General features: G+C 62.7%; 22 protein-coding genes and 1 pseudogene. 15 read left to right on the top strand and 8 right to left on the bottom strand.

The window, feature by feature from the left end:
- Positions 1-339 precede the first annotated feature (339 nt).
- Positions 340-1,347, bottom strand: a complete 1,008-nt coding sequence (gene ftsZ / locus EOB36_RS25715) for a cell division protein FtsZ (RefSeq protein ID WP_095488178.1) — start codon at positions 1,345-1,347, stop codon at positions 340-342.
- A 247-nt stretch (positions 1,348-1,594) separates the two neighbouring features.
- Entirely contained in the window at positions 1,595-2,380 is a 786-nt protein-coding gene (locus tag EOB36_RS25710) for an SDR family oxidoreductase (protein WP_128286003.1), read from the bottom strand.
- Positions 2,381-2,486: 106 nt separating this feature from the next.
- Between EOB36_RS25710 and uxuA the strand changes: the two genes are divergently transcribed.
- The 13 genes from uxuA (at position 2,487) to EOB36_RS25640 (ending at position 16,719) form a co-directional block, all read left to right on the top strand.
- Positions 2,487-3,671 (top strand): mannonate dehydratase, encoded by a 1,185-nt coding sequence (gene uxuA / locus EOB36_RS25705; RefSeq protein ID WP_128286002.1) that lies wholly within the window; start codon positions 2,487-2,489, stop codon positions 3,669-3,671.
- A gap of 120 nt (positions 3,672-3,791) precedes the next feature.
- Positions 3,792-4,940 (top strand): extracellular solute-binding protein, encoded by a 1,149-nt coding sequence (locus EOB36_RS25700; protein ID WP_095488181.1) that lies wholly within the window; start codon positions 3,792-3,794, stop codon positions 4,938-4,940.
- Positions 4,940-5,791 (top strand): IclR family transcriptional regulator, encoded by an 852-nt coding sequence (locus EOB36_RS25695; protein WP_095488183.1) that lies wholly within the window; start codon positions 4,940-4,942, stop codon positions 5,789-5,791. The genes EOB36_RS25700 and EOB36_RS25695 overlap by 1 nt, the downstream gene beginning before the upstream one ends.
- 25 nt (positions 5,792-5,816) lie before the next feature.
- The gene (locus EOB36_RS25690) at positions 5,817-6,848 is read left to right on the top strand and encodes a sugar ABC transporter substrate-binding protein (protein WP_126104796.1); all 1,032 of its coding nucleotides are present in this window, start codon (positions 5,817-5,819) and stop codon (positions 6,846-6,848) included.
- A gap of 136 nt (positions 6,849-6,984) precedes the next feature.
- The gene (locus EOB36_RS25685) at positions 6,985-7,968 is read left to right on the top strand and encodes an ABC transporter permease (protein ID WP_128286001.1); all 984 of its coding nucleotides are present in this window, start codon (positions 6,985-6,987) and stop codon (positions 7,966-7,968) included.
- Positions 7,958-9,490, top strand: a complete 1,533-nt coding sequence (locus EOB36_RS25680; RefSeq protein ID WP_095488187.1) for a sugar ABC transporter ATP-binding protein — start codon at positions 7,958-7,960, stop codon at positions 9,488-9,490. The genes EOB36_RS25685 and EOB36_RS25680 overlap by 11 nt, the downstream gene beginning before the upstream one ends.
- A 63-nt stretch (positions 9,491-9,553) precedes the next feature.
- Positions 9,554-10,549: an ABC transporter permease gene (locus EOB36_RS25675; RefSeq protein WP_128286000.1), complete on the top strand. Its 996-nt coding sequence runs from the start codon at positions 9,554-9,556 to the stop codon at positions 10,547-10,549.
- Between the two features lies 1 nt (position 10,550).
- Positions 10,551-11,336, top strand: coding sequence for an SDR family NAD(P)-dependent oxidoreductase (locus EOB36_RS25670; RefSeq protein WP_128285999.1), 786 nt, complete (start codon positions 10,551-10,553; stop codon positions 11,334-11,336).
- Positions 11,337-11,356: 20 nt separating this feature from the next.
- On the top strand, positions 11,357-12,562 hold the full coding sequence (locus EOB36_RS25665; protein ID WP_128285998.1) for a CaiB/BaiF CoA-transferase family protein: 1,206 nt from the start codon (positions 11,357-11,359) through the stop codon (positions 12,560-12,562).
- 2 nt (positions 12,563-12,564) lie between these two features.
- Positions 12,565-13,350, top strand: a complete 786-nt coding sequence (locus EOB36_RS25660) for an enoyl-CoA hydratase/isomerase family protein (protein WP_128285997.1) — start codon at positions 12,565-12,567, stop codon at positions 13,348-13,350.
- Complete coding sequence (locus EOB36_RS25655) at positions 13,347-15,113, top strand: CoA-transferase (protein WP_245467885.1); 1,767 nt, start codon at positions 13,347-13,349, stop codon at positions 15,111-15,113. The genes EOB36_RS25660 and EOB36_RS25655 overlap by 4 nt, the downstream gene beginning before the upstream one ends.
- A 482-nt stretch (positions 15,114-15,595) precedes the next feature.
- On the top strand, positions 15,596-16,084 hold the full coding sequence (locus EOB36_RS25645) for an XRE family transcriptional regulator (RefSeq protein ID WP_164897618.1): 489 nt from the start codon (positions 15,596-15,598) through the stop codon (positions 16,082-16,084).
- Positions 16,081-16,719 (top strand): hypothetical protein, encoded by a 639-nt coding sequence (locus EOB36_RS25640; protein ID WP_128285994.1) that lies wholly within the window; start codon positions 16,081-16,083, stop codon positions 16,717-16,719. Before EOB36_RS25645 ends, EOB36_RS25640 begins: the two co-directional genes overlap by 4 nt.
- A 110-nt stretch (positions 16,720-16,829) precedes the next feature.
- Here the strand turns inward: EOB36_RS25640 and EOB36_RS25630 are convergent, their stop codons facing one another.
- The 6 genes from EOB36_RS25630 to EOB36_RS25605 all read right to left on the bottom strand — a co-directional run bounded on the left by EOB36_RS25630 (position 16,830) and on the right by EOB36_RS25605 (position 23,556).
- Positions 16,830-17,723 (bottom strand): sugar phosphate isomerase/epimerase, encoded by an 894-nt coding sequence (locus tag EOB36_RS25630; RefSeq protein ID WP_128285993.1) that lies wholly within the window; start codon positions 17,721-17,723, stop codon positions 16,830-16,832.
- Between the two features lie 121 nt (positions 17,724-17,844).
- Positions 17,845-18,783 carry an ABC transporter substrate-binding protein gene (locus tag EOB36_RS25625; protein ID WP_095493260.1) on the bottom strand — a complete coding sequence of 313 codons (939 nt, stop codon included), beginning with the start codon at positions 18,781-18,783 and terminating at the stop codon, positions 17,845-17,847.
- A gap of 78 nt (positions 18,784-18,861) precedes the next feature.
- Positions 18,862-19,860, bottom strand: coding sequence for a ribose ABC transporter permease (locus tag EOB36_RS25620; RefSeq protein ID WP_128285992.1), 999 nt, complete (start codon positions 19,858-19,860; stop codon positions 18,862-18,864).
- Positions 19,857-21,401, bottom strand: coding sequence for a sugar ABC transporter ATP-binding protein (locus EOB36_RS25615; protein WP_128285991.1), 1,545 nt, complete (start codon positions 21,399-21,401; stop codon positions 19,857-19,859). The genes EOB36_RS25620 and EOB36_RS25615 overlap by 4 nt, the downstream gene beginning before the upstream one ends.
- Positions 21,398-22,777 (bottom strand): FGGY-family carbohydrate kinase, encoded by a 1,380-nt coding sequence (locus EOB36_RS25610; protein ID WP_128285990.1) that lies wholly within the window; start codon positions 22,775-22,777, stop codon positions 21,398-21,400. The genes EOB36_RS25615 and EOB36_RS25610 overlap by 4 nt, the downstream gene beginning before the upstream one ends.
- Entirely contained in the window at positions 22,774-23,556 is a 783-nt protein-coding gene (locus EOB36_RS25605) for a DeoR/GlpR family DNA-binding transcription regulator (RefSeq protein ID WP_128285989.1), read from the bottom strand. The genes EOB36_RS25610 and EOB36_RS25605 overlap by 4 nt, the downstream gene beginning before the upstream one ends.
- Before the next feature lie 179 nt (positions 23,557-23,735).
- Here EOB36_RS25605 and EOB36_RS25600 point away from each other — a divergent pair, with 179 nt between their 5' ends.
- Both EOB36_RS25600 and EOB36_RS25595 read left to right on the top strand, forming a co-directional pair.
- Complete coding sequence (locus tag EOB36_RS25600; protein WP_128285988.1) at positions 23,736-24,779, top strand: class II aldolase/adducin family protein; 1,044 nt, start codon at positions 23,736-23,738, stop codon at positions 24,777-24,779.
- A gap of 1 nt (position 24,780) precedes the next feature.
- Positions 24,781-25,218, top strand: a pseudogene (locus EOB36_RS25595) (carbohydrate kinase); the annotation flags it as partial.

Here is a 25,218-nt window from a genome sequence, read left to right as displayed (position 1 = left end):
GGGTGGAGCAGCCCGGTAGCTCGTCAGGCTCATAACCTGAAGGTCACAGGTTCAAATCCTGTCCCCGCAACCAAATCAAAAACGGCCCGCTTCACGCGGGCCGTTTTGCGTTTGCGGCCCGGCACGGTCGAGACCCTGTTCACGCGGCCGGCGCATGAGCGCTGAGCAGGCGTTCCAATTCAACGGTAGAGTCGCGCAGACAGAATCGACAATTTAACCCGCAGCTCATCCCGCAACAATTGCGGTTTGGGCAAGCCCGCCCGTCCGCCGTCCGTCGGCGGTCTCAGAGCTGCGGACCCTTAGTCGAAACCTGCCGCGGTGCTGCCATAAGGGCGTCGCTCAATTCACACGGTTTTCCGACCCCGCCATCAGCGGTATCTCAAGCCCTCGCCGCAATCCCGTCGCAACGACCGACACCCTGAATTTTCCTGCGAGCGCCTTGTCGAAAATGGCGCCGACGATGATATCGGCGTCGGCGTCGACCTCCTCGCGTATGCGGGTGGCAGCTTCGTCGACCTCGAACAGCGTCATATCAGTGCCGCCTGATATCGAGACAAGGACGCCCTTGGCGCCCATCATGGACGCTTCGTCGAGAAGCGGGTTTGCGATTGCCGCCTCGGCCGCCTTCCTGGCGCGGTCCTCCCCGGTGGCTTCGCCGGTGCCCATCATCGCGCGACCCATATCGCGCATCACCGACTTCACATCTGCGAAGTCGAGATTGATCAGCCCTTCCTTGACGATGAGATCGGTGATGCAGCCGACGCCCGCGTAGAGGACGCGGTCCGCCATGGCGAACGCGTCCGCGAACGTCGTCTTGGCATCGGCGATCCTGAAGAGATTCTGGTTCGGGATGACGATGACGGTATCGGCGCTCTCGCGGAGCCGCTCGATGCCCTCATTGGCCGCATGCATTCGACGGTTCCCTTCGAACACGAACGGCTTGGTGACGACGGCCACCGTCAGTATTCCCGCGTTGCGCGCGGCCTGCGCTATGACCGGTGCCGCACCGGTTCCAGTTCCGCCTCCCATGCCTGCGGTCACGAAACACATATGCGTTCCCGCGAGATGGTCCATGATTTCGTCGATCGATTCCACGGCAGCGGCATGGCCAACTTCGGGCAGCGATCCTGCACCCAGGCCCTCCGTCACGTGAGCTCCCAATTGGATCAGCCGCGTTGCCTTCGACATGGTGAGCGCCTGAGCATCGGTGTTGGCAACGATAAATTCGGTGCCCTGCAAGCCTTCGGCGATCATGTTGTTGATGGCATTGCCGCCACCGCCGCCAACTCCGATGACGGATATTTTGGGCCTCATCTCGGAGATTACCGGCCTCGTTGCAGTGTTCATTTGCCGTCTCTCCCGTTGAATGCGCAAGCGCAGGGGTCGGTGGAAGGCTTGTTCCCGACGCACTGCAAGACTTTGGACAGTGAGCGAATCAGGACAGCCCAGCGTGCCTAAGGGAATCAGACGGTTGACTCGGCTGCAAGTGCACTATGCAAACTCGCGCATGTTACGCGCCATTGGTTCGCCGTCAGTGCTTCGAAAGTTGTCTGATGTCAGCGTCTCTGGGTAGGGCCGGGGCGATCTTCCTGTTCTACTTCACGCCGATGCCGGCCGTCAGGCCGCCATCGATCTTGTAGTCCGCACCAGTGCAGAACCCGGCTTTCGACGAACACAGAAAGGCGATGAGTTCCGCCACTTCCTCCGGCTCGCCGATGCGTCCGATGGGGTGGGCTTCGCCGAAGCGCCTGTAGGCCGCCTCGACATCGGCATCGGTGCCATTCTCGCCGCGCGCCGCCTTTTCCAGGATTGGCGAGCGGATCGAGCCAGGGCTGACGGAGTTGACGCGAATGCCGGAGCGTGCGTAGTCGAGCGCCAGAGAGCGCGTCAATGTGTGGATGGCACCCTTGGTCGTGGCATAGGCGGCGACGTTCTGCTGGCAGGCAAAGCCCTGCACCGAAGCCACGTTGACAATGGCGCCGCCGCCCCGCTTGATCATTTCCGGGATGCCGAAATGCGCGGTCAGGTAGATCGAGCCGACATTGACTGACATCGCCTGGTTCCAGGTGTCGAAATCGGTGCTGGTAGCGGTTCCATATGGATGGACCGCCGCGGAATTGACGATGATATCGAGGCCGCCGAACCGCTCGACACCGGCCGCGACCGCGTCGCGAACCTGATCCGGCACCGACACGTCGACGGCCATGACCAGCGCCCCGGCGCCGGATCTGTCCAGTTCCGCCGTCATCGCTGCGTTGGCCGCGCGGTCGATGCCGCAAGCGATGATCGCAGCACCCCCTGCCGCAAGACGTCGGGCGGTTGCCAGGCCGATCCCGGTCGTCCCCGTCACCAGAGCGATCTTGCCGTCGAAATCCTTCATTGCGGAAAACTCCTTCATTGGTCGTCGGAAGCCGGCTTTAGTTTGACTTCCATTGTGGCCCAACAATACCTTTCTGTTCTGTTTTTATCGCAAAGGGAAAGTCTCAATGGAACAGTGCTGGCGCTGGTATGGACCGGACGATCCGGTGACGCTCGATCATGTTAAGCAGGCAGCTGCGACAGGCGTGGTGACGGCCCTGCACGACATATATGACGGGCGTGCCTGGCCGCTCGACAGCATTTTGGAGCGCAAGCGGATCATCGAGGCGGCAGGGCTGACCTGGTCGGTCGTCGAGAGCATTCCCGTTCACAACTCGATCAAGATCGGCTCGGCGGAACGGCTTCGCTATGTCGGCTTCTACAAGGACACGATCCGTGCGCTCGCCAAGGCCGGCATTTTGACGATCTGCTACAATTTCATGCCCGTGGTCGACTGGACCCGCACGGATCTGGCCTATCGGCTTCCGACAACGGGTTATGCGCTGCGTTTCGATGCGATCGATTTCGCCGCCTATGACCTGTTTGTGCTGAAGCGCAGGAATGCCGAGGCCGGCTACAGCGCCGCCCGTATCGCCGAGGCGGAATCGCGACTGAAGGAACTGAGCGACGAGCAGATCGACAGGATAGAGCGCAATCTCATTGCCGGCCTGCCGGCGACCGAGCGCAGCTATAATCGCGAAAGCTTTCGCGAGGCATTGGCGGAATATGACTCGATCGGGCCGAAGGAGTTGCGCGACAATCTTGCCTGGTTTTTGCGCGAGATCATTCCGGTGGCCGAGCAGGAGGGAGTGCGCATGTGCATCCATCCCGACGACCCGCCGTTCTCGCTCTATGGCTTGCCACGGATCGTTTCGACCGCCGAGGACGCGCGTTTCATCCTTAACGCCGTCGACAGCCCGGCCAATGGGCTGACGTTCTGCACCGGCTCCTATGGCACGCGCGCCGACAACGACATTGTCGGCATGGTCAAGGAATTCGCCGACCGGATCCATTTCGTCCATCTGCGCAATGTAACCATCGAGGATGACGGCTCCTTCTACGAGGCCGAGCATCTGGAGGGCGGCACCGACATGGCGCATGTCATCCTCGCTTTGATGCAGGAAGAGACGCGCCGTCGCAGGGAAGGTCGCGCCGACTGGCGGATTCCGATGCGTCCCGATCATGGCCATTTGCTCGCCGACGATATCGGCAAGACCAAGATCAATCCCGGCTACTCATTGATCGGCCGCCTGAAGGGCCTCGCCGAGCTGCGTGGCATCATGCGCGCCGTGGAGCGTTTTGGGCTGGCCTGAGATCGCCAAACAGGAAGCCCAAACGTAGTTTTCCTATGTGAAAATATCTTGCGCAGGTAAAAATACCTGCTAGTAATCTCGGATCGGGCTAGCGCCCGGTTCGGGAGGAATTTTTCAGGAATGACAAGGCTGCGCGGTCTGGCGTGGGATCATCGACGCTGCTGGGGTCCGCTCGACGCCAGCATCGAGACGTACTGCTCCGACAATCCCGGTCTGGAAATCGAATGGGACCGCCGCAGCCTCTACGAGTTCGGCGAGGGCGTGCTTGGTCCGGTGCTAGGCACCTACGATCTGATCGTATTCGATCATCCCTTTATCGGCGACATCGCCGACGGCGAGTTGATGGTGCCGTTCGACGGCTATTTGTCGGTGGAGCAGCGCCGCTTCTTCGAGCACGACTCGGTCGGCGCGTCCTGGCGATCCTATGCACGGAACGGCCGCCAGTGGGCACTGCCGATCGATGCCGCCTGCCAGGTCGCCTCCTATCGCCCGGATCTCCTGGAGCGCTACGCAGCGGTGCCCACTACTCATGAAGAGGTGCTGGAGCTTGGCCGTCGCGTGCGCAAGGACGGCAAGTGGCTTGGCCTGCCGTTCGTGCCGACGGACGCCATGTGCCTGCTCTTGACGCTCGGCCATCCGCAGGAGAACGGCGAGGAGTTCATTGCAAGGGACAAGGTCGAGCAGGCTGTCGCGCAGTTGCGCCAGCTTGCCGAGCTGTCGCATCCGAGTTCGTCGAAATGGAATCCGATCCGCTGCTATGACCACATGATCGCGCATGACGATGTGGTCTATGTGCCGTTCGCCTTCGGCTATGTGAACTATGCCTCGAACGCCGACAGGCCGTATCTGCGTTTCGCCGACGTGCCGACCCCGCGATCCGCTGGCGCCTTGCTCGGTGGTGCCGGCATCGGGGTCAGCGCCCAATCGAAACACAGGCAGGCCGCCATCGACTACGCGCTTTTCCTATGCTCGCCCGGCTACCAGCGCGGCGACTACGTGAAGTCAGGCGGACAGCCGGAATCGCTGGCGGCGTGGAAGGACGCCGAAGTCAACGATCTTTCCGGCAATTTCTTCAGCTCGACGCTTGCGACGATCGAAGCGTCCTACCTGCGCCCGACACATCCGGGCTTCATCACCTTTTTCCGCGAATGCGCTCCGCATGCGGCCGCTGCCATCGCCGGCGGCATGCCCGCGACCGAACTCGCGGATCGGCTGAACCGCCTCTACCGCGAGACCAGACGAGGCCAACCGGAACGGAGCGTCGCATAATGGCCGCCGACATAGCCCAGATCGTCGAAGAAGGCGAAAGCGGCCGCAACGGCTATCGCGTGCCGGCGGTGGAAAAGGCGCTCGACGCTCTCGAGTTCATGGCGTCCAGTGCCGAGCCGCTGACCCAGACCGAGATCGCCGCCGGCCTGGGGCGCTCCATCCATGAGATATACCGCATCCTGCTTCTGCTGGAGAAGCGCGGCTACATCTTCCGGACGCAATCCGACCGCTTCCGCCTTTCGCTAAAACTGTTCGAGCTGGCGCATATGCATCCGCCGGTAAACCGGTTGGTCGAATGCGCGCTGCCGGTGATGCGCGAGCTCTCGGCCAATACCGATCAAAGCTGCCATCTGGTTGTTCGCGAAGGCGAGAGCGCGCTGGTGGTGTTGCAGATCGATTCGCCTTTGCCGATGCGCTACTCGGTCGCGCTCGGCTCGCATTTCCCGATCCTAGAAACGAGCTCCGGCGCAGTGCTGCTCGCACATTCGAACCAGGCCGAGCGCGACCGCATCGTCGAGCGGATTGTGGCCGCCGGCGAGGGGCAGGGCACGCGGGCGGAAATCGAAGCGCGGCTGAACGAGGTCGCAAGGCTCGGCTATGAGATGCGCCCCTCGCTGGCCGTCGAGGCCTGCACCAACGTCTCAATGCCGGTGCGCGATCACACCGGCGCGGTCATTGCCGCGCTCACCGTCCCGTTCCTGCCACAGAAAGCCGCGCGCTTCGATCGCGAAACCGTCTTCGAACGGGCGAAAGCGGCAGCCGAGACGATATCGGCGGCGCTGGGCGCAGGTGAAATCATCGCTTCGTCACGTGCCGACCCGGAACGGCGGGACTATCCGTTCAGCAACTAAAAAGATGATAAATAGGGAGAAGAAGATGAATTGGTCCAAATCAATCCTGTTTGCCTCGGCGGCCGCGCTGGCCCTGAGCGCCGCTGCCGCGCAGGCCGAAAACATGCCGAAGCGCATCGGCTACGTCACCAACTACGCCACCCATGAGTGGTATCAGAATGTCATCAAGGGCATGCAGTCTCGCGCCAAGGAACTCGGCATCGAGCTCGAGGTGCAGGACGCCAATCTCGACATCGCCAAGCAGGTTTCTGCCGCGGAAGACTTCATGGCCAAGGGCGTCGACGTGCTGATTGTCACGCCTGTCAACGAAGAGGGCGTCGTGCCGCTGCTGCGCCAGGCGAAATCCAATGACGTCCCCGTCGTTCTGGAAGGCAATCCGGTCAAGGGCATGACGACCATGGTCGCGATCTGCGACTATGATACCGGCTACACGGCTGGCGTCGAAGCAGGCAAATACGCCAAGGAAAAGCTCGGCGGCAAAGCCCAGGTGATGAATGTCGGCCTGCCGCTCCTGTCTGCCACCGTCCTGCGTTCGCAAGGTTTCATGGACGGCCTGAAGACCATCATCCCTGACGCGGTCATGGTCCACGATCTCGACGGCGGCGGCAATCCTGACCGCGCGCTCGAAGTGTCTTCGGCGGCGCTTGCCAAGAACGCCGACATCAACATCATCTATGGCATCAACGATTCCTCGTCGCTGGGCGGCCTGCAGGCCTGGAAAGCGGCCGGCAAGTCGCAGGATAATTTGTTAACGGTCGGCACGGGTGGCGAAGGCCTTGCCTTCATCAATGCGATACAGAACGAGCCGTCCTACCGCATCGAAGCCGCGATGTTCCCGGAAAAGGAAGGCTACACCGCCATCGATGCCGCAGTGAAGCTGTTCAACGGCGAAGAGGTGCCCGAGCACATCGTCAGCCCGACCGCGCCGATGAACGGCGACGATTGGAAGAAGTACTACGATTACGACGGCACTGTCCGGACGATCAAATGGGATGCCGTCAACGCGCTTCAGCCGCCGGAAAAGTGCATGAAAACCTCCGCCGACCTGAAGAAGTAGGATCCCAAAATCGCCCTTCCCGCTCGGCGGGAAGGGCAACTGATCGGATGCCGACGGCAAAACAGGTCAACCGCCCGGTTTAGGCAGGTTTCCAAATAGCGACGGCACCCGATGCCGCCCCGGAAATGAAATGGAAATGAGCGAGCTTACGCAATCTTCCGCGCCAAGGCGTTTCATCGGCGGCCAGCTGCTGGGCAGCAGCCAGCTCGTGCTGGGGATTATCCTGGCCGTGCTTTGCATCGCCATCTCGATCGCAGCGCCACAGTTCTATTCCGAGGCCAATATCATCGCCATCCTGCGCCAATGCGCGCTGGTGCTGATCGTCGCCTCGGGCATGACCATGCTGATCATCACCGCTGAGGTCGATCTCTCGGTCGGAGCGTCGCTCGCCTTTGTCGGCTGTATCGGCATGGCCGTGCTCAACTCGACGCACAGCCTCGTGCTCGGCATGCTGGCGGCGCTCGCCTTTGCCGGCGGGGTCGGCCTGTTCAACGGGCTGGCCGTCACCAGGCTCAAGGTGAATTCGCTGATTGCCACCATCGGCACGATGATGATGCTGCAGGGCGGCGTCTATCTATTCACCCGTGAGGCCGTGCAGAACCATCACCGGCTGGTCAGCTTCACTGATCTCGGTGCCGGCTACATCGGCGCGATCCCGCTGCCCGTCGTCATTGCGGTGGCCATCTTCGCCATCGCAGCCGTGACGCTGCGCTTCACCACGCTTGGCCGTTACCTCTATGCGGTCGGTGCCAATGAGCGTGCGGTTCGTCTTTCCGGTGTGCGCTCGGAGCGTCTGAAACTGTTCGCCTTCGTCGTCACCGGCCTGTGCGTCGGGGTTGCCGGCATGATCCTGGCGTCGCTGATGAATGCGGGTCAGCCGACCGCCGGACGCGGCTTCGAGCTGACGGTGATCGCCGCTGTCATCCTTGGTGGCACCAGCCTGCTTGGCGGGCGCGGCTCGCTGTTCGGCACGTTGCTCGGCGTTCTGGTGCTGAAGGTCATCGACAACGGTATCATCATCCTGGGCTGGAACCAGGACCTGCAGATGGTGGTGCCCGGCGTGGTCATCATTCTGGCAACCTATCTCGACATCATCCGGAACAGAGCCAATGTCCGTTGATTTCCTTCACCCCGGCGAAGGCGCGGCCGTCGACACAAGCGTGCCGGCGCTTGAGATGCGCGGCATCGACAAGCGCTTTCCGGGCGTGGTGGCGCTGGACAATGTCGACCTCACCCTGGAGCCCGGCAAGATCCACGCCTTGATGGGCGAGAACGGCGCCGGCAAGTCGACGCTCATCAAGATCATGGCCGGGGTCTACGGCAAGGATGCCGGCACCATCCGCATGCGCGGACGCGAGCTCGACATCAAGTCGCCGCGCGACAGCCTGAAAGAGGGCATTAAGGTCGTGTTCCAGGAGATCGCGCTGATCTCCGAATTCACCGTGGCCGAGAACATCTTCCTCGAGGGCTATCCGACCGGCAAGGGCGGCTCGATCGACTGGAGGAAAATCCGCGCCGATTCCGCCGCGCTGTTCAACCGCATCGGCTTCAATGTCGATCCGGCGGCGCGGACGGGATCGCTGCCGGTCAGCCAGCAGCAAATGGTCGAGATCGCGCGCGCTCTCGCCCACGAAGCCCGCGTCGTGGTCATGGACGAGCCGACGTCCTCGCTGACGCCAAACGAGATTTCGCTGCTGTTCACCGTCATCCGCCGGCTGGCCGCGCTCGGCATTGCGGTGCTCTATGTCAGCCACAAGCTCGACGAGGTTTTCGAGATCGCCGACACGGTCACTGTTCTGCGCGACGGTCGGCATGTCTCGACCCGACCGATCGGCGATCACACCAATGATACGCTGATCCAGGACATGATCGGCCGTCGCATCGAAAGCCTGTTTCCGCGCAAGCGCGGCGCACCGGGCAGCAAGGTCGCCTTATCCGTGCAAGGGCTCAGCACGGCGAAGAAGCTGAAGGACGTATCGTTCGAAGCGCATGCCGGCGAAGTCCTCGGCTTCTTCGGCTTGATGGGGGCCGGCCGAACCGAACTTGCCAAGGCGGTCGTCGGCTTCGATCCGATCACCTCCGGCACGATTTCCGTCGACGGTCACCGCCTGCTGCCGCACGACACGCATACGGGTGTCCGGCTCGGCATCGGCCTGCTTACCGAAGACCGCAAGAGCGAAGGGCTGATGGGCGAATTGCCGGTTTACCAGAATGCCAGCCTCGCCTCGCTCGGCGCCTTCGCCCGTATGGGCTTCATCGACAAGGCCGGGGAACGCAAGGCGGTGCAGGATTATGTCGACCGCTTCCGCATCAAGACGCCCAGCCTGTTCCAGGAGATCAAGAACCTGTCCGGCGGCAATCAGCAGAAGGTGCTGATCTCGCGCTGGCTGATGCGGGGCCTGAACGTGATCGTCGTCGACGAGCCGACCCGCGGCATCGATGTCGGCGCCAAGTCGGAGATCTTCGCGCTCATCGACCGGCTCGCCGGCGAGGGCCTGGCGGTCGTCATGATGACATCGGAGATGCCCGAGTTGCTGGGCCTTTCCGATCGTGTCGCGGTGATGTGCGAAGGCCGGCTCACCGCGATCATGTCCCGCGACGACGCCACGCAGGAGAAAATCCTCAATGCAGCGATCGGATAAGACGATGACGCTTCGCGGCAGCATTCCCTGTCATCCGGCCGGCGCCTTCGAAGGGAGCAAGCGATGAGCCTGGCAAGCACTGACACCATGAAAGCCGGGCCGTCCATGCTGGCGCGGCTCTTCGCGCGGCAGGAACTGGCGCTGCTCCTCTGCCTCATCCTGGTGATCGCATTCTTTTCCTTCACCGCCGAGAATTTCTTCTCCGTGCGCAACATGACCAACGTGCTCGGGCAGGCGTCCCTCGCGCTGACCGCCGGCATCGGCTGCGCCATCGTTTTCATGTCCGGCGAGGTCGACATTTCGATCGGATCGCTGCTGGCGACCATCGCCCTGCCGCTGATCATCATCATGAACGATACGAACTCGCTTGCGCTCGGCGTTGGCGGCGCGCTGTTGTTCGGGCTGATCATCGGTGTGGTGAATGGCTATCTCACCGCCTATGCCGGGATCAACTCGCTGATCGTGACCCTGGGCACGATGTTCATCATGCGCGGTGGGGTGTATCTTTATACCGGCCAGCGGGCGATCCCCGACGATGCCGCTCTCGACAGCTTCATCGCGCTGTCGGATGGCCGCCTGTTCAATGTCGTTCCCTATTCGGCGGTGATTGCGATCGTCCTGCTCGCTGCCTTCGCCTACATGATGCGGCACCGGCCGTTCGGACGGCAGATCTATGCTGTCGGTGGCAATCCGGAAGTGGCACGGCTCGCCGGCTATGACGTGCGCCGGGTCAAGTTCATCTGCTTCATCATCAGCGCGATGCTGGCGACGGTTGCCGGCATTATTCTCGCGGCTCGCGTCGGCTCGGCGCAGCATACGGCCGGACTGAATTTCGAGTTCCAGGTCGTTGCCGCCACGGTGCTCGGCGGCGTCAGCCTTGCCGGCGGCATCGGCAGCCTGACCGGCATGGCGCTCGGCGTGCTGATCCTGCAGTTCCTGTCCAACGGGCTGCGCGGGCTCGGTCTGCCGACCGAGTGGCAGCTCGTCATCACCGGCATGATCATCATAGCCGCCGTCGCCCTTGACGAGGCGAAGCGGCGGCGTGCGAATGGAGGCTGACTTGGCTCGCTTGCAGGGAAAGACCGTCGTCGTCACCGGTGCCGCCGACGGCATCGGCCATGCGATCTCGGAGGCGATGGCGAGAGAGGGGGCGCATGTCTTCCTGAGCGACATCGCCGACGAACGGGGCGAACGCTTCGCTTCGGACTTGCGCGCCGCCGGCCACCGTGCCGACTACCTGCATTGCGACGTGTCCAAGGAAGCCGACATCGCCGACCTCATCGACACGGCCGTCAAGAAGGCCGGCCATCTCGACGTGCTGGTCAACAACGCAGCCATCGCCATCGGCGGCATGCCGGTGCATGAGATGACCGACGAGCAATGGCACCGGCTGATCGCAGTCAACCTGACCAGCGTTTTTCGCGGCTGCAAATACGCTCTGCCGCACATGATCGCGCAGAAATCGGGCTCGATCATCAACATGGCCTCAGCGCAGGGGCATATCGGGCTCGACGGCTGGACCGCCTATGCCGGCGCCAAGGGCGCGGTGATGGCGATGACGCGCCAGATGGCGGTCGAGTTCGGCCCGCTCAACATCCGCTTCAACTCGATCTCGCCAGGCACCATCAACACGCCGATGAACGACAAGCTAATCAAGGAGATCGGCGGCAATCTCGCCAAGGCGTGGGTGAAGATGCATCCGCTCGGCCGCATCGGCGAGCCTTCCGAAGTGGCGGAAGCCGCCGTCTATCTCGCCTCCGATGCCGCCGGCTTCACCACTGGCACCGACCTGCGCGTCGATGGCGGGCTGACCGCCGCGCCACGCTATGTTCCCGATCTGCTTTGACACACGAAACGAGACATAAAATGAACAAGGCCCTCGAAGGCGTCCGCATCCTCGATTTCAGCCATCTGCTGCAAGGGCCGTTCGCCACGCAGCTGCTCGGCGACATGGGCGCCGACGTCATCAAGATCGAGCGCGCCGGCGCTGGCGACATGTTCCGCAGCATGACCTTCTTCGCCAAATGGGTCGGCGGTTCCGAGAGCCCGAACTTCCTCGCCTGGAACCGTAACAAGCGCTCCATCGCGCTCAATTTGAAGAGCCGCAAGGTGCACGCCATCGTCATGGACATGGCGAAGAAGGCCGACGTGGTGGTGCAGAATTTTCGCCCCGGCGTGCTGGCCAAGCTCGGCTACGGCTACGAGGACTTCAAGGCAATCAATCCCGGCATCATCTATTGCTCGGGCTCCGGCTATGGCGAGGAAGGCCCCTATGTCGAGCGTCCCGGCCAGGACATGCTGATCCAGGGGCTGTCCGGTCTGATCTCCAACACCGGCCGCGGCGATCAGGCTCCTGTTCCGGCGGGAGCTGGTCTCGCCGACCAGATCGGCGCGATGAACATGGTCTACGGCATATTGTCGGCGCTCTACTATCGCGAGAAAACCGGCAAGGGCCAGAAGATCGAGGTCAATCTGCTGGCCGGCCTGCTTGCACATCTCAACCAGGAATACGTCGCCGTGCTCAATCTCGGCGAGGATTTCGTGCGCCCGAATTCTGGTATCGGCCATCCCGGCATGCAGGCGCCATTCGGCATCTACGAAACGAAGGATGGCGGCTATTTGTCGATCGCCATGAGCCCGTTCAAGACGCTGTATCAGACGTTGGAGGCGCCGCAGCTTGCCGTCTACGACGATCTGAAGACGCTGTTCGACAAGCGCGACGAGGTGTTCGAGAAGGTCAATGCCGAGACCAGGAAGTTTGCGACGCAGGATCTGCTGGCGCGGCTGCTGGCAGTCGACATCTGGTGCGCCGAGGTGAAGGATATCCGCCGCGCGGCGGAGGATCCGCAGGTCAAGCACATGGGCATGATCACCAGCTATGATCATCCGCGCGGCGGTAAGGTGAAGGTGGTCGCGCCGGCCGTCAAGATGAGCGAGACGCCGGCAACCATCGAACGGCCAGCCCCGCTGGTCGGCCAGCATGGCCGCGAGATCCTGGCCGAGTTCGGCCTGTCGAAGGACGAGATCGCCGCCCTGGAAGCGTCCGGCGACATGACCGTGGACGCTGCCTGACGATGCCCGTCTATCAGACACTTACGGTCGAAATCTCGGGTCGCGTCGCGGTCGTCACTTTTCGGCGCGCCGACCAGCTCAACGCCATGAACCAGCTGATGCAAGGCGAGATCATCGATGTTTTCGAGGCGCTGTCCGGGGATGACGGTGTCGGTGCGATCGTTGTGACCGGCGAAGGACGCGGCTTCATGGCTGGCGCCGACATCAAGGAATACGCCGCCCAGACGGCTGCCGAGTTCGACGCCTTCCAGGCCGCCGGCACGCGCATGTATGCAGCGATCGAGAATAACCGCAAGCCGGTGATCGCCGCGGTCAATGGCTTCGCGCTGGGCGGCGGCATGGAGCTGGTGCTGTGCTGCGACATCGTGATCGCCAACCAGTTCGCGAAACTCGGCCTGCCGGAGATCAAACTCGGACTGATCCCCGGCGGCGGCGGCACACAGCGCAGCGTCCAAAAACTCGGCCGCAACCGCGCCAATCTCCTGCTGATGACCGGCGCCATCGTGCCGGCTTCCGAATTCATCGACGCTGGACTGGTCAACGAGGTCGTCGACGTCGAAAGGCTGATGCCGCGGGCGCTGGAACTCGCCGAGATGATCGCCGCCGAACCGGCTGCAGCGATCGAGGGACTGAAAGCGTTGACGGCGCATGCCGTATCGGGCGACCTGGCCGATGGCCTCGCCATGGAACGCGACATTCTGGGCGGGCTTTATCGCAGCGAGATCGGCCAGCAGCGAGTGAAGGCGTTCGCCGAGAAAAGCGCGGCGCGCGCGAAGGCTGCGCAATGATATCCCTGGTCAAGCCGAACCGGCCGCGCTTCACCGATGTCGAAGGGCTGGCTGCTTTGGTTGGAAGTGGCGACGTCATCGGCGTCGGCGGCCACCATTTCGCCCGGCTGCCGATCGCCTTGCTGCGCGCCATCGCCCGCTCGGATATCAAGGATTTGCGCTACGTGTGCTGGGCCGGTGGGCTGCCGCTCGAGTTGCTTCTCGAAGCGGATGCGGTAGCGGAAATCGACCTCTGCTTTTCCAGCCTGGACATTTTCGGCCTGCCGCCGCGTTTCCGCGCGGCTGCCGAGACGAATGCCGTGCCCGTTCGCGACTGGACGGCGCTGGCGATGATCCAGGCGTTGCGGGCTGCGCAGCAGAACCTGCCGTCGATGCCGTTTCAGCTTCCGCAGGGCTCGGACATGCTCGCGCGTGTGCCGGGCGCGCTCGCCGCTCCCGATCCCGTTGCCAAGACCGAGACCGGGTTCATCCCGCCGCTGTGGCTCGACACGTTCGTCGTCCATGCCCAGCGCGCTGACGAGAGCGGCAATGTGCAGATCATCGGGCCAAGGGCGCTGGACTTCGCGATGGCGGGCGCGGCGCGCCAGGTGCTGGTCACGGTCGAGGAAATCGTTCCGGTCGGGGCGCTGCGGCATGACGGCCGCCAGAGCATTCTCACCCGCAACCAGGTTTCGGCCATAGCGCTGGCGCCGAGCGGCGCCTATCCGGCCTCCTGCCTGCCGTTCTATGTCACTGATTATCAAGCGTTATCGGCGGCGTTCGCGTCCAGGGAAACACCTTTGGCCGGCACTCTGCGTCTACCTTCCGAAGGCATGCCGGAGCTGGTTCAGGATGCTGCGAAAATCCGCGCCGAAACGGCCCTCGCAATGCCCGCTCTCGCGCAGGGCGAAAAGAAAGCGTCCATCGACGAGATCATCGCCGCCCGCATCGCCGCCGAACTCGACAATGAGAGCTTTGCCAGTGCCGGCGCGGTGTCGCCGCTGGCCAACGTGGCCTATCGGCTGGCAAAGGCGACGCACGCGCCTGATATGATCATCGCGACGATGAGTTGCGGCCACCTCGATATCGCGCCGAGCCCGATGATCCTGTCGCTGATCGAAAGCCTCGATTGCGAGACGGCGGTGACGCATGCCGGCGGCGACGACACCTATTCAACCTACTATCAGGCCGGTGCGGTGACCCATGAGATCGTCGGCGCCGCGCAGGTGGATCGGCGCGGCCGCGTCAACAGCATTGCGCTGCGCAAGCGCGATGGCGGCCTCATCCGGCTGCCCGGGCAGGGCGGCATGGCCGACGTCGCCAACATGCACCGCGACTATTTGCTGTACGTTCCCCGCCATTCGGTGCAGTCGCTGGTCGAGACGGTCGAGATCGCCAGTTCGGCGCGCGGCTTGCTCACCCAGAATGAACGCGAGCCGATGGGCTATCGGACCGGCGAGGCGCTGGTGTTCACCGATCTCTGCGTCTTTCGGCTCGACCGGTCGAGCCGGGAATTGATCGTTATCGAAACCATGCCTGATATCACGCAGCAGCAGATCCGTGATGCCACTGGTTTTCCCGTGTCATTCGATGCCGACTGCCGGCAAATTCCGCTCCCTTCGGACGCTACGCTCGGCGTCCTGCGAAACCGGATCGACCCCCTCGGTCTGCGCCGCCTGGAATTCGTCAGCGCCAAGGAGCGTGGTGCACTGATCGCCGAGATCCTCGCCGCCGACCGCGTCATGGTCGAGCGGTGCATCGCCGCGCAGACTGCAGGAGTCTGAGGCTCCCATTCGCCTTCAATGCGCATAGCTAAGGCATTTAATTCGTGCTCCATTGGCCAATTGGAATCATCCGGGCGCGGCCCTATATACTGATTATCGCAAAATTGCTATGGCGAATTGGACCTATCGATGCTACGATGACGGGACGACGCCGAGCTTTTGGCAGCGGTGGTATGATGATACGCCGCAAGCACGAGGTTCTCACAATGCAGCTTTCGGAATCCTTGAACAACTGGAGGTCTGGTCGCCTCCGAATTTCAAACCGCTCAAGGGAGAATATAAAGGCCTGCATGAAGTAAAATTTTTGGGCAAGGACCAAAGACAGTGGAGAGTATTTGGAAAAGCGGATCAGCGAAACCAGTCATTTCTCGCGCTGCACATTGGGTATCATAAGGACTCTAATTATACGCCGAGCAACGTAATGGCGAAGGCGAAGGAACGTTTGGCAGAAGCTCTATCAGATCCAAGGAAGGCAAAACCCTGTGAACGCCCTGGTAAATAAGCTCACTCGATTTGCGGACAAAGATTATCGGGACGGCTATGTGCAAACTCAGGTGCGCGCTGGTATCGCCTATCAAATCCAAGCGCTTAGGCGAAAGTTCGGCCTGTCGCAGAGTGAAATGGCAGCACGTACTGAAAAGAAGCAGAGTGTCATTTCGCGGCTGGAAAATACCGAATACGGCAAGGTAACGATTCAAACGCTTCTGGACATCGCCAGCGGCCTTGATGTTGCCTTGCTAGTACAATTTGTCTCCTACCCCGATTTCTTGAAGCGAACAGCGGATATGTCAGATAAGGCGCTTCAGCCGGAAACCATTCAAGAGAGCCTCTCACAGAGGCAATTCCTATACGGCATTAGGGATCAGGACTTCTTAGAAGCGAAGCCGGCGCAAAGCGAAAACAGAGCGACGATCCAGCCCTTTCCCATCCCGCGAAATATTGAGAACATACCCCAAATTGGCATCCAATGAGACTACTCAAGGTTCTTCCTTCTAGCGCTATCAGATCGGTGACGTTTAACGTTGAGGCCAATCCGGCGGTCTATGGTGGCAATGCCGTCCGGGCAATTAATGCAAGATACGGATTTCTAGAGTCGCCACAACGCCTAGCCGATTTTGATTACGAGGCAGGGGTTAAGTTTCTCAGGGGCAACTTTGAAGGTCACATCATAGATCTTCAAATCTTTTTACGCGGCATAAAAGCCTATAGCGCAGACGGAACTGCGGTTTGCGATGCGTTCATTGACGACTTTATCGGTGCTACAAAAGCTGCCGGAGTCGAAGTAGATACTTCATCACCTTTTAGGGCGTATAGCAGTGCGCTGGAGGTCGAATTTTTGGGGAAGTTCGACACGCTTTTCACAAAGATGAGCAGCTTCAGCAAACTGGTTGGCTCAAAGATTGTATCGTATGGCGGCCCTAATGATGAATTTCGTGGGGTTGGAATCAGCTTTGTTGGCAGCCTTGAGGGTTCGGCGCCAGAACCGTTCCGTCTCGAACGGCGTGTTGGTCATCCTTGGGGTTCCAACACGTTCTTTTCAATCGCGCCGCTCTCGAACGATGACCATATCGAGACACTTACGGAACTAGAGAAACTTATCTCTTAGCCGCCGAACGCTTCTCTGCCGCCTTTTTGGCGATCTCGGAACGGCGCTCTGGCATCATGTTCTCGGCGCGTTTCTTTCTACCTTTTGCGCCAAGACGAGGCCCGGTGGTGCTAAGGTCGATGGCTTGATGAAACAAGGTCGGCCTTGCGCCGTGACGTCTCCAGCCCGATGGCGATGAAGCGGCGTGCATGCCGGGCCAGCTCCATATTGTCGGTCCACAAATTGCGCCAGATAGCGGTTTTCTTCGACAGGTTCTCGTCGACGATCTCCGACGAGAACGATTCGAAGCTGAGATCGTCGCTGTAGCCGATTGCGGTCAGCGCATCGAAGATCGCGGCAAAGTCGATGTTGCCGGTGCCAAGGAAGCCGCGATGGCTCTCGCCGATATGGACATAGCCGATCTTGCCAGCCGCGTGGCGGATAGCCAGCCCGACATCGGCCTCCTCGATGTTCATATGGAAGCTGTCGAGATGCAGGAAGATATTGTCGGAACCGGTGTCCTCGATGAAGGCCAACCCTTGCGCCGCGGTGTTGAGCAGATTGCTCTCGAAGCGGTTGACGATCTCGAGGTTGAGCGTGACGCCGGCGGCCTTAGCGGTCTCCGCGACCTTGGCGAGCGTTCCGGCGCTGCGGTTCCATTGATCGCGCGTCGGCGCCTGCGTCTGCAATCCATGGCCGGTGCTGAGGATGCCGGCGACCTTCTGACCACCCAGATCGCGGGTCAGCGAAATGGTATCATTGAGGATTTCGACGCCGCGCGCGGCAATCGTCTTGTCGGCGCTCGAAATGTCGCCGTCGGCCGGCAACCCGATGCTGATCGCCACGCCGAGATCGAGGTCGGCGATGCGCTTGGCCAGCCCGCCAATGTCGACATTGGCAGAGTCGAGATAGGAGAATTCGATCAGGTCGAAGCCGGCCTCTTTGGTGTTGGCCAGCGTCCGTTCGAGGTCGCCTTGCGCCGAGCTTGCCGACCAGACGAAAGAATGGATTCCAATGCGCGACATAATCGTCTCCGGTTGCGCGGGAGCATCGGACCCAAAAGTGGAAACCGGTTTTGGGAGAATCCGATGCTCAAACAAAAAAACGGCGCGGCCGGTCATCCCGGCCGCACCAGCCTTGGGAGGCTTAGCGGGCTGCGGTCCAGCCCTTGTAGTCCTTCAGGTTCTCGGCCGTGATCAGCTGCGGGTCGAGCAGCACCGTCGCCTCGGCCGGCTTTTTGCCGGCAAGCACTTCAGCCGCCATCTGCAGCGACTGGCCAGCCATCACATAGGGGTCCTGCGAGGCCGAGGCCTTGATCATCGATGTGCCGGACGAGAGCTCCTTCTCGATGTCGGGCGCACCGTCGACCGCGGTGAAGATGAACTCCGAACGATTGAGCTGCTTGGCCGCCAGCTGGGCGCCGATCGCCGTCGGATCGTTGATGGCGAACACCGCGTCGATCTTGTCGAAGCGGGTCAGCAGCGACTGGAACACCTTCAGGCCGCCGTCGCGCGAGCCTTCGGCATTCTGGTCGTCGGAGAGGATCTTGATATCCGGGTGCTTCGCGAGAACGTCCTTGCAGCCCTTGACCCGCTCCAGGATCGACGACGATGCCGGGCCATTCAGGATGACATAGTCGCCCTTGCCGCCGGTATGGTCGACCAGATACTGGCAGGCCGCTTCGCCGGCCTTGACGTTGTTGGTCATCACGGTGACGTCGGCGCCCGGCGCCGAAACGTCGAACGCGGCAACCACGATGCCCGCCGCCTGCGCCTTCTTCACCGCCGGCGCGATCGCCTTGGCATCGACGGCGTTGAGCATGATCACGTCGACGCCGGCCGCTATGAACGAGTCGACCTGCGAGACCTGCTTGTTGAGGTCGTAGTCGGCCGACACCGACGTCACCTCGACGTTGGGGTTGATCTTCCTGGCCGCGTCTTCGATGCCCTTGATGGTTGCGACGAAGAACGGGTTGCCGAGCAGGCCGACCGAGATGCCGACCTTGTTCAGATCCTTGGCCGAAGCCGGTGCGATGGCGACGGCCGCAAGGGCAACGCCGCAGAGCAGTTTAGCGATGGTCTTCATTCTTTTCCTCCTGATGCCCCGCGCCTCTCACGGTGCGTTACATGAAACCGGTCGTTGATCGCCGGCGACTAAGGTCAATCACGTTCTTGCTCCTGCCTGGAGCCTGTAGCGGTCGAGGGCGACCGCCACGATGATGACCAATCCCTTGATGATGTACTGCCAGATGTCCGAAACACCGGCCAAGATGAGCCCGTTGGAGAGCACCGCGATGATCAGGCCGCCGATCAGCGTGCCCCAGATCGAGCCGACGCCGCCGACGAAGCTGGTGCCGCCGAGAATGACCGCGGCGATGGCGTCGAGTTCGTACGACTGCCCAAGCTGCAGCCCATTGGCCGCGTAGAGCCGGGCCGCCGACATGGCGCCGCCAAGGCCGGCCAGGAGACCGGACACGCCATAGACGAAGAGCAGCACGAGCGGCACCTTGATGCCGGTGAGGCGGGCGGCCTCGGCATTGCCGCCGACGGCATAGATCCAGGTGCCGAGCACGGTGCGCTTGAGCACCAGCCAGGACAGCACCACGACCGACAGAGCGATGATGACGAGCCAGGGGATGCCGAACAGCGAACCGTTGCCGATGAAGTCGAACGGCAGGTCCGAGTTGAACACCGTGGTGTCCTGGCCGAGCAGGCGGGCGACGCCGCGCACGGCTGTCAGCGAACCCAGCGTGACGATAAAGGGCGGCAGCTTGATATAGGCGACGAGCAGCCCGTTGATGATGCCGAAGCCGAGGCCGACCAGAATGGCTGCCGGCACGCCGAGCATGCCCCATTCCGGCACCAGCGACACCATCACCGCCACCATCGCCGAGGCGGCAAGGATGGCGCCGACGGACAGGTCGATGCCGCCGGTCAGGATGACGAAGGTCATGCCGGCCGCGAGCACGATGTTGATCGACGACTGCTGGGTGACGATCAGCAGGTTAGTCTCGGTGAGGAAGCGCGGGTTCATGAACTGGAAGCCGGCCGCCAAAAGGATCAGGACCGGCAGCATGCCAAGGGCGGCGAAGGCGGTGCGCAGCCGCCGGCTCCTGCCGACAGCCAGGTCGCCGGCGCTCATCTCGGTTGCCTTGTCGATCATCCCTTGGCCGCTCCCGTTGCAAGTTCCATGATTGCCTCCTGACTGAGCGGCTGGCCTTCGGATGACGTCACCTCGCCAGCGATGGTGCCGTCGCGCATCACCAGCACGCGGTCGGCGACGCCGATCACCTCCGGCAGTTCGCTGGAGATCATCAGGATGGCGATGCCCTTCTTGGCGAGATCGTCGATCAGCCGGTAGATTTCCGACTTCGCCCCGACATCGACGCCGCGGGTTGGCTCGTCGAGGATGAGGACCCGGGGCTCGGTCTCGAGCAGGCGGGCCAGCAGCACCTTCTGCTGGTTGCCGCCCGACAGCGAGCCGGCATTGGCCTGTACCGACCTGGTGCGGATGGAGAGGTCGGAAACGGCCTTGGCAGCGCGCCTTTCGGCCTTGGCGAAGTCGCGCAAGCCGCCGACCTGCGCGTCCCTTGCGAGCACGCCCATGCTGATATTGTCGGAAATCGACATGTCGAGGAACAGGCCGAGTTCCTTGCGGTCCTCGGTGAGATAGGCGATGCCGGCGTCCAGCGCCTCGCGCGGCGAGCCGATGGTTACAGGCTTGCCGTCGAGTTCCAGCGTGCCGGATGTGTGCCTGTCGGCGCCGAAGATCAGCCGTGCGAGCTCGGTGCGGCCCGAGCCGACCAGGCCCGCCAGCGCCAGCACTTCGCCCTTGTGCAGGTCGAAAGAGCAGTCCTTCAAAAGATTGCCGTCCGACATGCCCTTCACCGATAGCGCGATCGCGCGCTTGCTGTCCGGCGGGCGGTGATCCTTCTTGTAGAAAGCGGACAGGTCACGGCCGACCATCATCGAGACGAGACGCGAGGCGTTCAGGTCGGCGCGATCGAGCGTGCCGACATAGCCGCTGTCGCGCAGCACGCTGACGCGGTCGGCAAGCTGGTAGACCTCTTCCATGCGGTGGCTGATGTAGATGATGGCGATGCCCTGCGACTTCAGCGTTGCAATGACCTCGAACAGCCGGTCCGTCTCGCGCGAGGTCAGCGACGTCGTCGGCTCGTCCATGACGATGATGCGCGCGCTGGTCGACAGCGCGCGGGCGATCTCGACCATCTGGCGCTCGCCGAGCGACAGGCTGGAGACAAGGGCGCGCGCCGAGAAGGAAACGCCGAGCCGCGCGATGATTTCCTTGGCGCGCCGATTGCACTGGTCGCGGTCGACGATGCCGAACCGTCTCGGCTCGTTACCGAGGAAGATGTTCTGCGCAACCGTCAGGTTGGCCGCCAGCGACAGCTCCTGATAGATGACGGCAATGCCGTTGGCGCGTGCCTTGATTGGGTCGCCGGTCGCGACCGGCGTGCCTTCGATCAGGATGTCGCCACCGGGATCCGGCCGGTAGGCGCCGGACAGCACCTTCATCAGCGTCGACTTGCCGGCGCCGTTTTCGCCCATCAGCGCGTGCAGTTCACCGGCGTGGACGGTCAGCGACACATCCTGCAAGGCGCGGATCGGGCCGAATGTCTTGGAGATATGCCGCATCTCCAGCACCGGCTGGCGCACTGTTTCGATCTGGGCCGCGGCGGTCATCGTGCACCTCCCGCTGCAGCATCAGCGACGCCTCGGTCGGTGGCGAGACTACGCCAGCTGTCGCGATAGCCGGCAAGCCCGGCGAAGCTTGAAGCGCGGACAGGCTCCGGCGCCTCGGCGGCGAACTCGCGTCCAACACTCTCGAACGCAAGAGCCGCCGCTCCGGTGGCGCTGCCCTCCAGCGTGGCGCCCTGCATGAAGGCCTGGCCGGGACGCAGCTGCGCCAGCAGGCTGGCGAGCAGGCCACCACTGTTCAGCCCGCCATCGACGATCACGGTGTTGTTCGAATGGATCAGGTCGAGACACAGATCGACCATTAGCGCGACATAGAGCAGCGCCACGGCCGCGCGCTCCTCCGCGTTGGGTGCGCGCCCGACCAGTTCGCCGGGATGGCCAGGCATCGGCCCACCTGGCGCGAAGCTGGGCAGCGCCATGATGCCGGCGTCGATCACCTGCTGTAGCGTGGAGCGGTCGATTGCGCCTTGCCAGCCGGCGCTGATCGTCGCGAATTCACGCCCGCCCATGAAGCGGATGGTGGGCACCGGGCCACCATCGACATCGACATTGACCAGCATGTCGCGGTCGCGATCGAGCGCGTCGAGTGGGCAGTCCGGGTTGAGCACGATGACCCAGGTGCCGGTCGAGACGACAGTGACCGGGCCAAGCTCCTGCCGGCGATAGGCATACAGTGCCGCATTGCTGTCATGGACACCGTTGTGGATGGCGATCGGCCACGCCGCCTCGCCGAAGCGCTGCTCGCCGATGACCGCGCCGGCACGCTCGAAGGCGGGCATCTGGCCGCGCCATCCCTCTGCGTCGACCAGCGAGGAGAAATCGCGCTTGCGCGGCGCCCACAGATGCGAGTGACAGCCCAGATACGACACTTCCGAGACCGCCCGGCCGCCAAAGCGCCAGCTCCAGTACTGCGGATAGCCGAGGATCGACTTTGCCGCAGCGAACGCGCCGGGCTGCACTGCCTTCAGCCACAGCATGTGGCGGCCATAGTTGAAGCCGAGCGGCAGATGCGGCGAGAAGGTCTCGGCAAAATCCGGAATGCGGCGATCGATCTGCGCGGCAATCTCAGCCGGCGGCTCCTGCTCGTAGTCGAGGATCGGATGCGTCAGCGCCGCATCGTCAACCAACGCAAAGGTGCAGCCATGGCCCGAAACCATCAAGCCCTCTATGCCATGATTGTCGACCGCGTCGTCGACGGCGCGAGCCGCCCAATCGTGAAGCGCTGTCTCGTCGAGCACGCTGAAGCCGCCTTTGCGCGTCCAGTTCGGCTGGGTCCGGCGCTGGTCGAGGATCCGCCCGTCCTGATCGAAGACGAACAGCTTCGAGTTGGTCTTGCCGAAGTCGAGGACAGCCACCTTCATTGGATGGCTCCCGAGGCAGAGGCGATCCGCACCATGACGCCGGCGTCTTCCAGCATGCGCGCGTCAGCGTCGGACAGGCCTTCATCGGTGACCAGAGTGCCGATGCGGGACAAAGGCAGCGCGACGTTGCGCGCGTGGATCGACAGTTTGCGGCTGTCGGCCAGCACCACGATCTGGTCGGCGCATAGGCTGAGCTCGACGATGGAGCGGACCAGCAGCGGATGCGATTCCAGCAGGCCCTCCTGGCCGATGCCTTGCGCGCCAAGAAAGAATTTCGATGCATAGAAGGGCACGGCCTGGGTGAGCGAATGGATGATGCCAGGCTCACGATGAAGCTCACCCCCGGCAACGGTCAGGCTGCAATGGCCGTGGTCGCTCAGATAGGCCACGAGCGGCATCGAGTTGGTATAGAGCCGGATGTTGCGGTCGGCGAGCTTGGCCCCGAGATGGAAACAGGTCGAACCGCCATGCACGATGACGGCGTCGCCATCGCGCACCATGGTCGCGGCGAGAGCGGCGATCTGCCGCTTGGCCTCGACCGCGAGATCGCGGTTCTCGTCATAGGGCCTGGCATAGGCGACGCCCGCCTGCGAGGCGCCATCGAGCGCCGAGATGCCGCCGTAGACCTTCCGTGCTTCACCGGCCTCATCGATCTTGTCGATGTCGCGCCGCACCGTCGCAGCCGACACGCCGAGCCGCTCCTGCAGCTCGCGCACCGAGGCGAAGGGGCGATCCCGCAACAACTCGACGATCTGACGCTGGCGGCCGGAGTCGCTCAACGGATACCCTCCCGAAATGCCATTTTGCCACGGCAATTGGTGCAACTTACTCAAGGTGTATCAGATTGCAAGCTCGATTTGACGAGATAAGATCACTATTGACGTAACTTACTCGCATCTGCGATACCAGCGTCAACATCCAAAGCCGTGGCCACGCGGCCGGTTTGTGGAGGAATTCGATGGCAAACTATGCGGATGCGCAGGAATTGGCTGCTTTGCGGTCGCTTTCGGCCAGCATCGGGCGCGACCCGCATTTGACCCAGGCCGCGGGCGGCAACACTTCGCTGAAGGCTGGCGACACGCTCTGGATCAAGGCTTCCGGCACCTGGCTGAAGAATGCGCTCGCCGAGGACATCATGGTGCCCGTGGCGATCCCCCCGCTGCTTAGGGCCGTCGAGCAGCGCGACCCGGCCGCCGATCAGCCTCAGGCGTTCGCCATCGAGGCGCTCAATGCCCGCAGGCTGCGTCCCTCGATCGAGACCACGGTTCATGCGCTGATGCCGCAGCGCGTCGTTCTGCATGTCCACTGCGTCGACACCATTTCGCTTGCCGTGCAGGCCGACTGCGAGGCTCAAATCGCCAAGCGCCTGGATGGCATCGAATGGGCGTATGTTGCCTATCGCCGACCGGGCCTGCCGCTTGCCCAGGGCATTGCCGAGCGCCTTCGGCCAGGCGTCGATGTGCTGATCCTTGGCAATCACGGTCTGGTCGTCGCTGCCGAGACCGTTGCCGGCGCCGAGGCGCTGCTGCGTCGCGTCACAGGGCTGCTGGCGCGGCCGCCGCGCGAGGTGGCGGAGCCGAACGTTGCCGCATTGACAGCGCTCATCGGACGCACCGGTTACAGGTTGCCGGCGGATATCGAAGCGCATGCGGCCGCGATCGATCCGGAAAGCTGCCGCATGGCGTCGGGAGGCAGCCTCTATCCCGATCACGTCATCTTTCTCGGCCAGGGTTCGGTCGTGGCGAGACCTGGCGAGGATGTGAAGCGTGTCACCGAACGGTGCGGCACGGCACCCGCGGCAATCCTGTTTCCCGGGCTTGGCGTGCTGATGCGCGGCGACGCCAGTGCCGGCGCCGACGCCATGCAACGCTGCCTCGCCGACGTGACGGCGCGGGTCGACGTCGCGGCGAAGCCGAACTATCTGACCGCCGCGGAGAATGATGAACTGATCAACTGGGACGCCGAGCAGTATCGCCAGAAACTCAATGCCGCCGGCGGCTGACATGGCGCGTTCAATCGACCAGCTTTCGATCGGCATCGATATCGGCACATCAGGTGCGCGCGCCGTCGCCATGCGGCCGGACTTTTCGATAGCCGCGCGTTCCGCCGTTCCACTCGACAGATTTGGCCAGGATGCCCGCGACCCCTCGGTGTGGTGGTCAGCGGTCGGCGCGGCGCTGACGGAACTGCTTTCAGGCATCGATCGCGCGGCGGTCCGGTCGATTGCCGTCGACGGCACTTCGGGCACGTTGCTGCCGGTCGACGGCGCCGGGCGGCCGCTGGTCGAGCCGCTGATGTACAACGACAAAGTCGACGACGACGCCATTCTGGCCGTGATCGCGCGCGAGGCGCCGGCAGCGAGCGCAGCACGCGGGGCGACGTCCGGCCTCGCCAAGGCGCTCTGGTTCCAGCGCCTGCCCGGTGTTGCCGCGGTGCTGCAC

This window comes from Mesorhizobium sp. M6A.T.Cr.TU.017.01.1.1, from assembly GCF_004023115.1.
Taxonomy (GTDB): domain Bacteria; phylum Pseudomonadota; class Alphaproteobacteria; order Rhizobiales; family Rhizobiaceae; genus Mesorhizobium; species Mesorhizobium mediterraneum.
The sequence above is the reverse complement of the archived record's forward strand: the minus strand, read 5'-3'. Positions and strand labels throughout refer to the sequence as shown.